This window comes from Blastococcus sp. SYSU D00669 (assembly GCF_054050715.1).
In genome coordinates, this window is record NZ_JBJGZV010000005.1 from 142,134 (window position 1) to 156,553 (window position 14,420).

Sequence of the window (14,420 nt, forward strand, 5' to 3'; positions counted from 1 at the left end):
GGCGATGCCGCTCTACGACTACCGCTGCACGGCGGGTCACCGCTTCGAGGCGATGGCGTCCCTGTCGTCCGGGGCCGACGCGGTCTGCCCCTGCGGCGCCGACGCGGTCAAGGTGCCGTCGCGGGTGACGCTGGGCGGGTCGGCCGACGCCGGCCGGCCGATGGAGCTCATGCCGCAGACCTGGCGCGGCACCTACGAGGGCGACCGGGAGTACCTCGGGCAGCTGCGCCGGGACTGGGGTGCGCGGCAGAAGCTCGAGGAGAAGTACCCGGAGCTGGCCGGGGACCGCCGGCCGATCATCGCGCACGAGGGCCGCTACCACGGGGCGCCGCTGCGGGCGGGTGACCCGGTGCCGGGGCATGCGCACGGCCACACGCACGGGGGCCACACCCACGGGGGCCACACGCACGGGGGCCACGCGCACGCGCACGACGGAACGGGGACGACGACCTAGGGGGACGGCGATGGCGCTCGAGGAGTTCCGGCTGTTCATCGACGGGAAGGGTGTCGACGCGCTGTCGGGGCGGACGTTCGAGTCGGTGAACCCGTACACCGGGCAGCCGTGGGCGCGGCTGGCCGACGGCGGCCCGGAGGACGTGGACGCCGCGGTCGGCTCGGCGCGGGCGGCGTTCGACGGCGAGTGGGGCGGGCTGACCGGGTTCCAGCGGGCAGCGGTGCTGCGCGCGTGCGCGGAGGCGGTGGCCGACAACGCGGAGCGGCTGGCGCTGCTGGAGGTCCGTGACTCGGGGAAGCTCTTGCGGGAGATGCGGGGGCAGCTGCAGGCGATCCCGCAGTGGTTCTTCTACTTCTCGGGGCTGGCCGACAAGCTCGAGGGCCGCACGATCCCGCCGGTGAACCCGAACTACTTCGGCTACACGCGGCGTGAGCCGGTCGGGGTGGTCGGGGCGATCACCCCGTGGAACTCGCCACTGCTGCTGCTCACCTGGAAGCTGGCGCCGGCCCTGGCCGCGGGGTGCACGGTCGTGGCCAAGCCGTCGGAGCACTCGCCGGCGTCGACCGTGGCGCTGGCGGAGGTGCTGTTCTCGGCCGGGCTGCCGGCGGGGGTGCTGAACGTGGTGACCGGCTGGGACCGGTCGACCGGGGAGCGGCTGGCCGGGCACCCGGGCGTGGACAAGGTGGCGTTCACCGGGTCGACGGCGACCGGGGTGCGGGTGGCGCAGTCGGCTGCGGCGAACGTCAACCGGGTGACGCTGGAGCTGGGCGGGAAGAGCCCGCAGATCGTGTTCCCCGACGCCGACCTCGACGCCGCGGCGAACGGGCTGGTGGCGGGGGTCTTCGCGGCGACCGGGCAGACGTGCATGGCGGGGTCGCGGCTGATCGTGCACGCCGAGGTCCACGACACCTTGGTCGACCGCATCGCCGAGCGGGCGCGGACGATCAAGCTGGGCGACCCGACCGACCCCGCGACGGAGATGGGGCCGGTGGCGAACCAGCCGCAGTACGAGAAGGTGCTGGGCTACCTGAGCGGAGCGGCCGCCGAGGGGGCTTCCTTCGCGTGCGGCGGGGCGCCGTCGTCGCTGGGCGGGCTGTTCGTGGAGCCGACCGTGGTCACCGGGGTGTCGCCGGGGACGACGATCGTGCGGGAGGAGGTGTTCGGGCCGGTGCTCGCGGCGCTGACGTTCACCGACGAGGACGAGGCGCTGAAGCTGGCCAACGACACCCCGTACGGGCTGGCCGGGTCGGTGTGGACCAAGGACGTGCACCGGGCGCACCGGGTGGCGGCGAAGCTGCGGGCCGGGACGGTGTGGATCAACGCCTACCGCGTGGTGGCGCCCAACATGCCGTTCGGCGGGTTCGGGCTCTCGGGCGTGGGCCGGGAGAACGGCATGTCCGCGGTGGACGAGTACACCGAGACCAAGTCGGTGTGGGTGGAGCTCACCGGCGGCACCCGCGACCCCTTCCAGCTCGGCTGACCTCCGTCGTTGATCATCGGCAGCTGGCTGCCCCCTCCGGCGTGGCGACCAGCCACCTGCCGATGATCGACGCTGAGCGCGCTCCCAACAGAACTGTTTCGTCACATACGCGCGCTCCCGCCACCCCTGCAGCGGCGGTCACCCAGGAAGTGCCCTCCACCCGACCTACCGTCGTCGAGGCGCCAGTCGGTCGAGGGGGAACCGGTGCACGGAAGCAGCGACACGATGACCCGTCCGGGCAGTTCGCCGGGCGGGGATCAGAGCACGAGCAAGGTCAGCGGTTCGCTCAAGCAGCACCCCATGGTGGTCGGAGTCGTCGGCGCCGTGGTGTCCGCCGTAGCCGGCGGGATCACCACGGCTGCGCTCGTCGGCGGCGGGGACGGCGCGCCGGGCAGCACCTCCGTGGACACGTACACGGCGCAGCCCGCCTCCACGGACGGGATGAGTGAGCAGACCGCTCCCCCGGTCCGGCCGGACGCTCCCGCGAGCCCGACCACGGCCGTCGATCCGTGGGCCCTGCAGTGGGGGCCGGGCACGGTGAACATCGTGCGCCTCGACTTCGACATGAACCCTCCGGAGGTGCTGTCCCCGGGGCTGACGACCGACCTGAACGCCCACTCGCTCACCGCGGATGGCCGGGCAGCACTGCACATGTCGGGCGGTTCCCGGCTCGCTCGCTGGACCGGTACCACCGATCCGACGGCGAGCGACTGCTACCGGCTGACGTCGACCCAGCCCGTGGACGAAGTCCCGGCCGCCGTCGGCGACCGGGCGTGCGTCCTCTCCCGCAACGGTCACGTAGCCCTGGTGGTCGTCTCGTCGGTAGAGGGCTCGCGGAGCGACCCCACGGTGACCGCCTCGCTGACCGTGTGGCGGCAGGACTGACCTCGCGGTTTCCGCCGCTCGATCACTGCGGGATCAGTCGAGTCGGCGTACCCGCGAGCCAGGCGGCGACGTCCTCGACGGCCTCGCGGTAGAAGACCTCGTAGCCGCGGCCGGTGACGTAGCCGAGGTGGGGGGTGAGGACGACGCGCCGCAGCTCCCGCAGCGGGTGGTGGCGCGGCAATGGCTCCTGGTCGAAGACGTCGAGCCCCGCGCCGTGGATCGCGCCGCCGCGCAACGCCTCGACCAGCGCCTGCTCGTCGACGATCGGCCCGCGGCTGGTGTTGACCAGGATCGCCGTCGGCTTCATCAGCGACAGCTCGGGCCGGCCGATCAGCCCGTGGGTCCGGTCCGAGAGCTGCAGGTGGATCGTGACGACGTCCGCACCCGTGAGGAGCTCCTCCTTCGAAGACGCCCGCCGCACGCCCACCTCGGCGGCGCGCTCCGGCGTCAGGTTCTGGCTCCACGCGACGACGTCCATGCCGAACGCCTGGCCGATCTGCGCCACCCGCGATCCGAGCCGCCCGAGGCCGATCACCCCCAGCGTGCCGCCGGCCAGATCGAGGCCGACGGTCTGCTGCCACCCGCCGGCGCGGACCGAGGCGTCCTCCTGCGGGACGTGCCGGGCGACGGCGAGGATCAGCGCCCACGTGAGCTCCGCCGTCCCCGACGGGTGCGCGCCGGTGCCGCACACGGTGACGCCGAGCTCGGCGGCGGCCGCGACGTCGATCGACGCGTTGCGCGCGCCGGTCGTCACGAGCAGCCGGAGGTTCGGCAGCCGCTCGAGCAGAGCACGCGGGAACGGCGTCCGCTCCCGCATCGCGACGACGACGTCGAACGGCTGCAGCCGCCGGACCAGCGCCTCCCGGTCGTCGACGTGGTCGTGGAACTCGACCACCTCGGCCGGCTCGGGCAGCCGCGACCAGTCGGCGTAGCTCGCAGCGGCGGACTGGTAGTCGTCGAGGACGGCGATCCGGTGCACGCGACGGGTCTACACCCGCGGCCTACTCGCAGCCGACCCCGTCGCCGTTGCCGTCGAACTCCTCGCGCCAGCCGGGGTCGCCCGGGCGGATCGGGGCGGCGCCCGCCGCGCGGACGTGGTCGCAGTTCGCGTACGCCACGTCCGCCGAGCTGGGCGAAGCCGCACCGCCGACCGGCAGCGGCTCGTCCGGGCAGTCGCCCAGCACGCGGCCGATCGCCTCGTGCTCGGCGGCGGTCATCCAGAGCCCGTACGTGACCTTCACGGCCACCTGCCGGGCCACGTAGTCGCACCGGTAGGAGCGGTTCGGCGGCAGCCAGGTGGCCGCGTCGCCGTCCCCCTTCTGCTGGTTGAGCGGCCCGTCGACGGCCAGGAGGTTCAGCGGGTCGTTGGCGAACGCCGTGCGCACCTCCGGCGTCCACTGCTGGGCGCCCTTCTGCCACGCGTCGGACAGGGCGACGACGTGGTCGATCTGCACCGCCTCGCTCGTCCCCTCCCCGCGCTGGAAGGCGAGGGTCTCGCCCGAGTAGGGGTCGTGCAGCGTGCCGGTCAGGACGACGCAGTCGTGGGTGCCCGGCCGGTACGTCTCGTCGGCCAGGTCGCGGGCCAGGATGTCGTTGCGGGTGTCGCAGCCGTTCCGGTCGGTGTCGGCCCAGGCGGCGCCGAACTGGTCGCGGTCGTACCCGGTGCGCGGGGCTCGCCCCTTGACCTCGATCGTGGCGAGCGCCTCGAGCGCGGTCCCCGAGGCGGCCGCCGGGCTCGCCGCCGTGTCGTCCGCGGCGGCCGCCGACGGCGCGCTCGACGCGTCGCTCGCCGGAGAGGACGGCGCGACGACGGCACAGCCACCGAGCAGCAGCACGGCGGCGACGCCGGCGGGCCAAGCTGTCAGCGGTCTCAGGGGGCCGCGCTCTCGGGGGTGCACCCCCACCTCGATACCTGATCCGACCGGCCGCACGTCGTACCGACGCGACACCTGGGGGCCGAGAGGACGGCGGGACCGGAGGGGTGGGTGACCGCGCCGCTAGGCGCAGCCACCCCGGGGCCGGAGGCTGCCGCCCGAACCGCACGGGATCGACGCCGCGAGCGACCACGGCTGTTCGCGAGGCTCAGCGGTGCCGGCGCCGGGGACTCCGCTTGGGACGGCGGGTCGGCTTCCGGCTCCGGTGTGCGGCGGGTCTCGCTGGCCCGTCTCCCGCACGCCGGGGGTGGACGACGTCGTTCAGCGAGAGCTCACCGCTGTCGACCATCCGGGCGATGGTGGCGGCCAGCGACTCCGCCTGCTCCAGCACACCCGACCAGTAGTCGATGCTCCCCCGCGTGCTCACGACGGCCGGGGCGTCCGGCCCGAGCGCCCGCTCCTGGTCGGCCAGCAGCTCGCGGAACTGCGCGAGCGCTGCCTCGGCGTTCCCGGAGTCGCCCGTCCAGTACGCGATGTTGCTGCGGGCGGTGAACGTCTCCGGCGCGTCCGGCCCGAGGACGCGCACCTCGTCCTCGAGCAGCTCCCGGAACTGGGCGAGCGCCGCGTCGACCTCCCCCGAGCCGGCCGTCCAGTACGCGATGTTGCTGCGCGTGCCGAACGTCTCCGGTGCCTCCGGCCCGAGGACGCGCACCTGGTCGGCCAACAGCCTGCGCAGTTCCGCGAGTGCTTCCTGGACCTGACCCGCGTCCGCGAGGCAGGAGGCGAGGTTGTTCCGCGCGCTGAGGGTCTCCCGAGCGTCCGCGCCCAGCACCCGGACCGCGTCGACGAGCATGGTCCGGAGTTCGGCGATCGCCGCTTCGGTCTTCCCGGAGTGGCGCAGGGCGGCGGCGAGGTTGTTGCGCGCGACCAAGCTGGTCGGCGAGTCAGGGCCGTGGACCCGTTCCTGATCGGTGAGCAGCCGCCGGAACTCGGCGATCGCCGCCTCGTGCTGGCCCGACTGCCCGAGCAGGGATGCCACGTTGTGCCTGGACACGAGGGTGTGCGGGGCATCGGCCCCGAGCACGCGCACCTGGTCCTCCAGAAGGGCACGCGCCTCGGCGAGTGCCGCGTCGACGCGCCCGGCCTGCCCCAGTGCATAGGCCAGGTTCAGGCGGGTGGTGAGCGTGTCCGGTGCGTCGGCGCCCCGCACCCGCTCCTGGTCGGCGACCAGCTGCCTGAACTCCGCGACCGCTTCCTCCCGTTGTCCGGCGCGTGCCAGGGCGGAGGCGAAGTTGTTGCGGGTGGTCAGGACGCCGTCGGCGTCCGGGCCCTCCGTGCGCACCAGGTCGGTGAGCAGTGCCCTCAGCTCGTCGATCGCCGCCTGCGCTTCGCCGGCTCGCGACAGCCAGACCGCGAAGTTGGCGCGCGTGGCCCGGGTGGCCGGCGAGCCAGGACCCAGGACACGCTCCTCGTCGGCGAGCAGCCGGCGGAACTCGGCCACCGCCGGTTCGACCTGACCCGATTGGCCGAGGAACGTGGCGAGGTCGTTGCGAGTGGTGAAGGCCGGCTCCGCGTCAGCGCCGAGGACGCGCACCTGCTCGGCCAGGAGGTCCCGGCACTCCGCGATCGCGGCAGCGAGTTGTCCCGACTCGGCCAGGGCGACCGCGACGCGGCGGTGGGTGGCCAGGGTCTCCGGTGCCTCTGCGCCGAGGACGCGACGGCGATCGGTGAGCAGCTCCCGGTAGACCTCGACCGCTGGGCCGTACTGCCCGGTCTCCAGCAGCGCGTCACCACGGCGCTCCCGGAGGTCCAGCAGCCGCTCATCGGTCGAGTTCCCCGCCTTGGCCAGGACGAACTCGGCGACTGCCAGCACCTGGTTCTGGTCGCCCACGGCCGGGCTGGCGGCCAGCGTCTCGCAAGTCCGTGTCGCGGCGCCCAGGACGCTCTCCTCGCCGGTGTCCACGAAGCCCTCGGCGGCCAGGGCCAGCACCAGTCGGTCCCGGTGGCGGCGCTGGACCGGGCTCAGCTCCTGCGCCGGGTCGTGTCGCGCCAGGAGAGCGGCGTAGAGGGCGCGGCGTTCCTCCTCCCCGTACTCGCCGCGCGCGGCGGTGAGCGCGACGTCCCGTTGGGCCGGGTCGTGGAAGCGCTGCAGCCAGTCCTCGACGGTGCGGACCCAGCTGTAGGCGTCCTGCGCGCGGTCGAGGTCGGCGAGCAGCGGGCCGGTCTCCTCGCGCAGCCATCCCTCCGCCTCGATCGCGGCCTGTACGAGAGCGGGATCCCACCGGTCCTCGCCGAAGGTCAGCTGCCCGCCGACGGACGTCGGCGCGGACAGCACGGAGAGGGTCAGCGCCTCCCGGACCGCGGGCGGCAGCTCCTGCCACAGCTGCCTGTAGAGCCCCGACACGTCGTCGGGGAGCTGCGCGACGAGCGCCGCCGACAGCGCACCGCGGGTCGCACCCCGGCGGACCGCACCCAGCCGGCACGCCGTCTGCAGCGCCCACGGGTTCGCATAGCGCTCGGCCAGCAGCCGACCGCTCACCCCGTCGAGGGCGGGCAGGGCGTTGCGCGCGAGCGCCGCCCGCTCGTCCACGGTCAGGTCGGTGAGGTCTACGCCGCCCCGGAACCGTCTCGTCCGCTCGGCGGGCACGCGCGCCAGCAGTTCTGCACTCGGGCGGTGCGCCTCGTCCAGGAGTCCGCTCCACGACGTCGTGATCAGCAGGACCCGGGACTCCTGGGCAGCGAGCAAGCGGGCGAGCAGCTCGACGAGCGTCGGGTCCGCGGCGTGCGCGTCCTCCACGACGATCACCAGCGGCAACCCGACGGCACCCAGCCGCTCCATCGCCGGGGCGAGTTCGTCGACGACGGACGCGCCCGCGGTCGCGGGTCCGACCTCTCCGGCCCGACGGTCCTGCACTTCGCGGACACCGCGCTGGACGGCCCACTTGCCGACGAGCACCAGCAGTCCGAGTCCGGGGACCGCGAGGTTCGCCGCGGTCGCCGCCGCACCGACCGCCTCCCCCACCCCGGTCTCGGCGAGCTCCCCTGCGCGCCCTTTCAGGCGCTTGCGCAGCCGGGCCCCGCGCGAGGCGAGCTCCGCCCAGCGGCGCTCCAGCCCGGGACCGTGCCGCCGGAACTGGTCGAGATCGACCACCAGCGCCTCGAACTCGGTTCCCGGCCGGCTCAGGCAGGAGACGCCCCACCAGAAGTACGGCGGCGTGGCCTGCCGATCGGCCGACAGGAGATCCGGCGCGACCCGCTTGCGGAGCCCCTCACCGTCGATGGCAGGCCCCTCGCCCACCTGCGTGAGGGACTGCGGCCAGTAGTGCGGGTCCGGCTGGCGGTCGGTGGCGAGGCGTGCGTAGAGCTCCTGCGCGATCCGCGTCTTGCCCCAGCCCGGCGGTGCTTCGAGCGACCACCACTGCGGCACGCCGGACTCGGCCACCTCGTCGAAAGCGCGGACGAGGTCGTCGACCAGGGTGCGACGTTCATCGCCCAGGAACGGAGGCTGCGCCGGAGTGCTCATCACCGGAGAGCTTCGACCGGACGGCCACCGGCCTTGAGCGGACGTGACTCCCCGGCCAGCCACGCGGCGAACTGCGCGGCCGGGACCGGCGGCTGGTGCAGCCACCCCTGGACAGCGGTGATCCCGGCCCGCCGGACGAAGTCCTCCTGGTCGGGGCGCTCCACGCCCTCGGCCACGGTCTCCAGGCCGAGCCGGTGGGCCATCTGCGCGATGGCCTCGATGACCGCCTGGTCGGCGTCCACGGTCGCCGCGCCGGCGACGAACGACTTGTCGATCTTCACGACGTCGACCGGCAGGGTGCGCAGCGTCGTCAGAGCCGAGTAACCGGTGCCGAAGTCGTCGACGGCGATCCCGACGCCGAGCCCGGCGAGGACGTCGAGGGTGCCCTGCACCGCCGGGGAGTCGAGCACGGTCGACTCGGTGATCTCGATGATCAGCTGCTTGGGCGCCAGCGCGTGCTCGGCCAGGCAGTCGCGGACGACGGTGACGAAGTGCGGGTGCGCCAGCTGCGACGGCGAGGCGTTGACGTGCAGCGCGATGTCGCCGTCGTCCCAGGTGGCGAGGTCGGCGCAGGCCTGGCGGAGCACCTGCTCCCCGATCGGGATGACGACGCCGGTGTGCTCGGCGACGTCGAGGAAGTCGCCGGGCAGTCGCAGCCCGAGAACCGGGTGCGCCCAGCGGACCAGCGCCTCGACGGCGACGCAGCGGCCGTCGGTGGTGGAGACGATCGGCTGGTAGTGGACGACGAACTGGTCCTCGTCGACCGCGCGCCGCAGCTCCGCCTCGAGCGCCGAGGTGTCCGAGAGCAGGGCCGGCGTGAACGACTGGACCCGGTTCTTGCCCGCCGCCTTGGCCGCGTACATCGCGATGTCGGCGTGCTGCACCACCTGGCTGCCGGTCGTCCCAGGCTGCAGGCGGGCGAGGCCCACGCTGGCGCCCACCTGGGTGCGCCGGCCCTCGAGCATCACGGGCGCCGACAGCAGCTCGACCAGCCGCTGGCCGATCGCTCCGGCCTCCGCCTCGTCGGCGTCGCGCAGCAGGACGCCGAACTCGTCGCCGCCGAGGCGCGCGCAGAGGTCCTGCTCGCGCAGCGCGCCGAGCATGCGGGTGGCGACGTGGCGGAGGAGCTCGTCGCCGGCGGCGTGCCCGAGCCCGTCGTTGACCACCTTGAAGTCGTCGAGGTCGAGGAAGAGCACCCAGCTCCGGCCGACCGACGCCCGTGCCGCCTCCTCCAGCGCGGCGGTGAACGCGGCGCGGTTGGCCAGCCCGGTGAGGGCGTCGGTGAGCGCCTGCGCCTCGAGGTCGCGGTGCGCCTGGCTGCTGCGCATGGCCAGTGCGACCTGGTTGTTCAGCGACTGCAGCGCGTTCACGGCCTCGCCGGGGACACCGTCCGGCGCCCCGACCAGCATGAACGCGCCCGGGAAGAGCTTCGAGTGCCCCGGGAAGTAGGGCAGCGGGATCCGCAGCCAGCGGCGGGCGACGTCCTCGAGGACGCCGGGTTCGAGGATCTCCTCCACCTCGTTCCCGCCCCCGCGGACGAGGTCGAAGGGCAGCGAGGTGAACCCGAGGTCGCCGGTCTGCTCGACCACGCGCAGCGTCCGCTTCTCCACCGCGACGGCGAGGACGCTCAGGCCCGGCGTCCACCGGGCGACGTCCTCGACGGCGCGCCAGCCCTGGGCGCGGATCGCCTTCGGATCGGTCACGCCGAGGAGGTTGGTGCCCAGCTCCCGCAGCGCGGCGTCGCGGCCGCGGGTCTGCTGGCGCTCGAGCATGCCGAGGGCCAGGTGCCGGGCGCCGAGAGCGGTCAGGCCGAGCACCGGCAGCGTGGAGAAGACGGGCGCGCTGTCGGTCACCTCGGGCTGTCCGGGGACGATGCCCCAGATCAGGGGTGCGGTGATCATCGCAGCGGCGATGAGAGCGGCGTGGAAGACCACCCGCCGCGTGCGGTCGTACATGCCGCGGAACCACAGTGCCGGGAACACGATGCCGAAGGCCACCGCGGGCCATGGGCAGGCGAGCGCGAACCCCAGCGTGGCCAGGCCGTCGCAGACGTCCAGCAGCAGCAGCGCCCGGCGCGACCGGTAGCGGTGGGTCCAGATGGCGGTCAGCGCGAGGGTGGAGCCGGCCAGCAGGCCCACGCGGGCGGGCCCGGCCCCGATGAGCGCGCCCGGCACGACGGTGAGCAACGAGCCCAGCGCGATGACGAAGAACAGCCACCGGGTGTAGGCGACCGGTTCGGTGGGGCGCACCAGGAGCCGGCGCACGGCGGTGCTGCTCATCTCGGTCCTCGGGTCGGCGACACAGCGCTGTTCGCACTGGTCATCGACCCGTCGGCGGGCCGGCTGGAGAACGGCCTCACCCGTGCGGGGGGTGGCTCCCGCGGCTACCCCTCGTGGACGCGGACGAACTCCTCGCCGGTCCAGTGCCAGCGCACGGTGATCGGCACCGACGGTCCACTGGCGTGGGAGTCGCCGGCCCCGTAGGCCAGCATGGCGGCGACGACGTCGCCGTCCTCGACCGAGAGGCCCTCGGGGTCGTAGAGCGGCGGGAGGTGGAGCCCCTCGCGCAGCAGCCGCGGGCTCGGCAGCTCGGCGAGCAGGTCGCCGTCGGCGGTGAAGACCTGGACCTCCTGCACGATGCCGTTGGACGGCTGCGGCGAGCACTCGAGCAGGACGACGGTGTCGTCCGCGCCGTCCCCGTCGACGTCGCCGCTGGTCTCGCCCTCGTACGTGACGTCGTAGTACGCGTAGAACGGCGGCCGGGTGTCGTCGGCGGGGACCCGCGTCGTGCCGTCGACGAGGGCAGCCCGGAACCCGGCGGGGACGATGCCGTCGCAGGTGATCGTGTAGGCGGCGTTGCGCCAGTCGGGAGCGGGTTCCGCGGCCGCGCCGCCGCCGTCCCGGTCACCGCCGTCCTGGCTGCCACACCCGGCGAGGACGGCGAGAACCGCGCCGACGGCGGACCATGCGCGCACTGCCGCTCTGGACATCGGGCCTCACCTCGGCCGGGCGGAGAGACGGGAAGCATCCCTTCCGGAACGAAGCGTCCCACTCCGGGAGACGCCCGCGGCGGGCGCGGAGCGGGCGGTGTGCGAGCCGGATCGGAAGCACGTCGGCGCGACTGCGGACGGTGACCCGGCGGACCATCGCACCATGGCCGACGTCCCGATCCTGCTGCTCGACGTCGACGGCGTGCTGAACGCGGCACGGGAGGAGCTGCCCGAGGGCTGGCGGCGCGGGACGTTCCACGGGTTCGTGCTGTCGTGGGACCCGACCGTGACCGCCCGGCTGCGGGAGTGGCACGAGTCGGGCCGGGTGGAGATCCAGTGGCTCACCACGTGGACGACGGACGCCGACCGGCTGCTGGCCGAGCCGATGGGCCTGCCGCGGGGGCTGAGGACCCACGACCGCGAGGACGCCGCGCCGGTCGGGTTCCTCGGCCGGCTGACCGGACTGTCGGGGTGGTGGAAGCTGGCCGCCGCCCGCGCGGTCGCCGAGGCCGAGCCGGACCGGCGGATCGTCTGGATCGACGACGACCTGGCCGAGCAGGCCGAGGACACCGGCGAGTGGCTGGCCGCCCACCCGCAGGTGCTCGTGGTCGCGCCGGACCTCTACGACGGGCTCACCCACGAGCAGCTCGACGAGATCGAGGCCTGGCTCTGACCCACCGCTTCGAGATGCGGAATCCCCAGGACTCGTTACGGTGACCCCCGTCACGTTCCAACGTTGTAAAGGTGACAGGGGGAACGCCGTGTTCACGTCCACCCGCGTCCGAGGTGCCGTCGCGGTCACCGCGACCGCTCTGGGGCTGGCTCTCCTGGCCCCACCGGGCACCGCGGCCGGGGCGCCGCCGACGGGCCCGGTCGAGCCCACCGCGACCAGCTACACCAACCCGGTCAGCGCGCCCGTCGCCGACACCTACGCCGACCCCGCGGTCATCCGCGGCAAGGACGGCTGGTGGTACGCCTACGGCACCACCGATCCCCTGCGCGAGGGCGACACGGAGCGGCACCTGCTGCCGATCTCCCGGTCGCAGGACCTGGTGAGCTGGGAGTACGTCGGTGATGCCTTCACCGAGGCCACCAAGCCGGCCTGGGCGGAGGCCGGCGCGGGCCTCTGGGCGCCCGACATCCGCTACGTGGACGGGCAGTACCGGCTGTACTACGTCGTCACCGAGACCACCATGTCCGCCGAGACGGGCGACAACGCCATCGGCGTCGCGTTCTCCGACTCCCCCGCCGGTCCCTGGACGGACTCCGGCGACCCGGTGGTCGACCCCCGTCGCCAGGGGCCGGACAACTATCTGTGGACGTTCGACCCGCACCACGTGAGCGGTCCGGACGGCGAGGAGTACCTGTTCTACGGCTCCTACTACGGCGGCATCTGGGTCACCGAGCTGGACGACGACGGCACCGAGGCGGTCGGCACCGCGACCCGGGTGGCCATCGACAACAAGTACGAGGGCGCCTACGTCGTCCAGCACGACGGCTGGTGGTACCTGATGGCGTCGTCGGCGAACTGCTGCGCCGGCCCGACCACGGGCTACAGCGTCCACGTCGGGCGCTCGCAGAGCCTGACCGGGCCGTACGTCGACCGCGAGGGCGTGCCGCTGAACCAGTCGCGGGCCGGCGGGACGCCGGTGCTCGCCCAGAACGGCAACCGGTGGATCGGCACCGGCCACAACGCGGTCGTGACCGACCTCGCCGGCCAGGACTGGGCGGTCTACCACGCGATCGACCGCGGCGACCCGTACCTGACCGGCACCGACGGCATCAACGAGCGGCCGATGCTCATCGACCGGCTCGACTGGATCGACGGCTGGCCGACCGTCCGCGCGGGCGCGTGGGCGTCGGACGACGAGCAGCCCGGCCCGGCCACCGGCCCCGTCACCGACTTCAGCGACGGGGCCGACGGCGCGTGGGCGACCGCCGGCGGGTGGCGGACGGTCGAGGACGCGCAGGCCGGGACGTCGCTGGCGACCAAGGGGAACGGCGTCCACACGATCCTCAGCCGTGCCTCGCTGCCGGCCGACGTCCGGGTCGAGGCGGACGTGCGCAGCACCGCCGGGTCCACCGGTGAGTACGGTCTGCTGGCCGGGGGCCGGCACGGTCAGCGCGGCACCGTCGAGGCGGTGATCGACCCGGCGGCGGGGACGCTCGTGCTGCGGACGCTCGACGGCAACCGGGTGACCGGTCAGCAGACCTCCCCGCTGCCGCCCGGCTACCAGCACGAGGACTGGCACAGCCTGGTGCTCGAGGTCCGCGACGGCGTGGCCACCGCGGAGCTGACCCACGCGCGCCTCTTCGACCCGCTCGCCCGGGCCGAGCTGACGGTGCCCGGCGGCGGAGCGGAGGGCCCGGCCGGTGCGACGGCGAGGGGCGAGGGCGTCCAGTTCGACAACCTCTCCGCGCTGCCGGCCGCCGAGCTGGTGACCGAGCGGGTTCCCGGCCCCCAGCCGGGCGAGCTGCTGCCGGAGTACAGCGACGAGTTCGACGGAGCCGCGCTGGCCGACGGCTGGGAGGCGGTGCGCGACCCGCAGGTCACCCTGTCCGGCGGGCAGCTCTCCTGGCCGGTCGAGGCCGCCGACCTGACCGGCAGCGGCAACGACGCCGGCGTGCTCCTGCGGGACGTGCCGGACGGCGACTGGACGGCCGAGACCCGGCTGAGCATCGACCTCGGCACCGACGCCGTCCGCAACTTCCAGCAGGGCGGCCTGATCGCCTACGTCGACGACGACCTCTTCGCGCGGCTGTCGCACGTGGCGATCTGGAACACCCGGCAGACGGAGTTCGGCAAGGAGATGCCCTACGCCGGTCGGCTCTCCTACGGCGGGACGATCATCGGCCCGCCGGCGGACACGACGTGGCTGCGGCTGACCCACCGGACGGCCGCGAACGGCGAGCGCCTGCTGCAGGCGTCGACCAGCACGGACGGCGAGACCTGGGTGGTCGGCGGGGTGTGGACCCTGCCCGAGGGCTCCGACCTGCGCATCGGGCTCGTCTCGCACGGCCGGACCGACCCCGCGCAGGCCGCCGCGACGTCGCAGTTCGACTACCTCCGCGTCTACGCCGACTGAACCACGACCGGGGGGGGGGGGGGGGGGGGGGGGGGGGGGGGGGGGGGGGGGGGGGGGGGGGGGGGGGGGGGGGGGGGGGGGGGGCGGCGGGGGGGGGGGGGGTTTTGGGGGGGGGGGGTGGGGGTGGGG

Annotated in this window: 10 protein-coding genes; 5 read left to right on the forward strand and 5 right to left on the reverse strand. The window is 74.1% G+C overall.

Annotated features, from left to right (window positions below; all coding sequences use genetic code 11):
• The first annotated feature begins 4 nt into the window (after positions 1-4).
• From ACI8AF_RS06110 to ACI8AF_RS06120, 3 genes are all read left to right on the forward strand, one after another.
• Positions 5-454, forward strand: coding sequence for a zinc ribbon domain-containing protein (locus ACI8AF_RS06110; RefSeq protein WP_456538789.1), 450 nt, complete (start codon positions 5-7; stop codon positions 452-454).
• Positions 455-464: 10 nt separating this feature from the next.
• Positions 465-1,934, forward strand: coding sequence for an aldehyde dehydrogenase (locus ACI8AF_RS06115; RefSeq protein WP_456538790.1), 1,470 nt, complete (start codon positions 465-467; stop codon positions 1,932-1,934).
• Between the two features lie 300 nt (positions 1,935-2,234).
• Positions 2,235-2,819 carry a hypothetical protein gene (locus tag ACI8AF_RS06120; protein WP_456538791.1) on the forward strand — a complete coding sequence of 195 codons (585 nt, stop codon included), beginning with the start codon at positions 2,235-2,237 and terminating at the stop codon, positions 2,817-2,819.
• Positions 2,820-2,841: 22 nt separating this feature from the next.
• Here the strand turns inward: ACI8AF_RS06120 and ACI8AF_RS06125 are convergent, their stop codons facing one another.
• The 5 genes from ACI8AF_RS06125 to ACI8AF_RS06145 all read right to left on the reverse strand — a co-directional run bounded on the left by ACI8AF_RS06125 (position 2,842) and on the right by ACI8AF_RS06145 (position 11,205).
• Complete coding sequence (locus ACI8AF_RS06125; RefSeq protein WP_456538792.1) at positions 2,842-3,798, reverse strand: D-2-hydroxyacid dehydrogenase family protein; 957 nt, start codon at positions 3,796-3,798, stop codon at positions 2,842-2,844.
• A gap of 22 nt (positions 3,799-3,820) precedes the next feature.
• Positions 3,821-4,654, reverse strand: coding sequence for a GmrSD restriction endonuclease domain-containing protein (locus ACI8AF_RS06130; protein ID WP_456538793.1), 834 nt, complete (start codon positions 4,652-4,654; stop codon positions 3,821-3,823).
• 247 nt (positions 4,655-4,901) lie between these two features.
• Positions 4,902-8,216 (reverse strand): tetratricopeptide repeat protein, encoded by a 3,315-nt coding sequence (locus tag ACI8AF_RS06135; RefSeq protein WP_456538794.1) that lies wholly within the window; start codon positions 8,214-8,216, stop codon positions 4,902-4,904.
• Positions 8,216-10,495, reverse strand: coding sequence for a putative bifunctional diguanylate cyclase/phosphodiesterase (locus ACI8AF_RS06140; protein ID WP_456538795.1), 2,280 nt, complete (start codon positions 10,493-10,495; stop codon positions 8,216-8,218). Before ACI8AF_RS06140 ends, ACI8AF_RS06135 begins: the two co-directional genes overlap by 1 nt.
• Before the next feature lie 104 nt (positions 10,496-10,599).
• The gene (locus ACI8AF_RS06145; protein WP_456538796.1) at positions 10,600-11,205 is read right to left on the reverse strand and encodes a hypothetical protein; all 606 of its coding nucleotides are present in this window, start codon (positions 11,203-11,205) and stop codon (positions 10,600-10,602) included.
• A 163-nt stretch (positions 11,206-11,368) separates the two neighbouring features.
• Here ACI8AF_RS06145 and ACI8AF_RS06150 point away from each other — a divergent pair, with 163 nt between their 5' ends.
• Positions 11,369-11,878, forward strand: a complete 510-nt coding sequence (locus ACI8AF_RS06150; RefSeq protein ID WP_456538797.1) for an HAD domain-containing protein — start codon at positions 11,369-11,371, stop codon at positions 11,876-11,878.
• Positions 11,879-11,966: 88 nt separating this feature from the next.
• The gene (locus ACI8AF_RS06155) at positions 11,967-14,291 is read left to right on the forward strand and encodes a family 43 glycosylhydrolase (protein WP_456538798.1); all 2,325 of its coding nucleotides are present in this window, start codon (positions 11,967-11,969) and stop codon (positions 14,289-14,291) included.
• Positions 14,292-14,420: the final 129 nt, after the last annotated feature.

Coding starts and splice junctions, on each gene's coding strand:
- ACI8AF_RS06110 (WP_456538789.1), top strand. CDS start 5: ATGCCGCTCTACGACTACCGCTGCACGGCGGGTCACCGCTTCGAGGCG.
- ACI8AF_RS06115 (WP_456538790.1), top strand. CDS start 465: ATGGCGCTCGAGGAGTTCCGGCTGTTCATCGACGGGAAGGGTGTCGAC.
- ACI8AF_RS06120 (WP_456538791.1), top strand. CDS start 2,235: ATGGTGGTCGGAGTCGTCGGCGCCGTGGTGTCCGCCGTAGCCGGCGGG.
- ACI8AF_RS06135 (WP_456538794.1), bottom strand. CDS start 8,216: ATGAGCACTCCGGCGCAGCCTCCGTTCCTGGGCGATGAACGTCGCACC.
- ACI8AF_RS06140 (WP_456538795.1), bottom strand. CDS start 10,495: ATGAGCAGCACCGCCGTGCGCCGGCTCCTGGTGCGCCCCACCGAACCG.
- ACI8AF_RS06145 (WP_456538796.1), bottom strand. CDS start 11,205: ATGTCCAGAGCGGCAGTGCGCGCATGGTCCGCCGTCGGCGCGGTTCTC.
- ACI8AF_RS06150 (WP_456538797.1), top strand. CDS start 11,369: ATGGCCGACGTCCCGATCCTGCTGCTCGACGTCGACGGCGTGCTGAAC.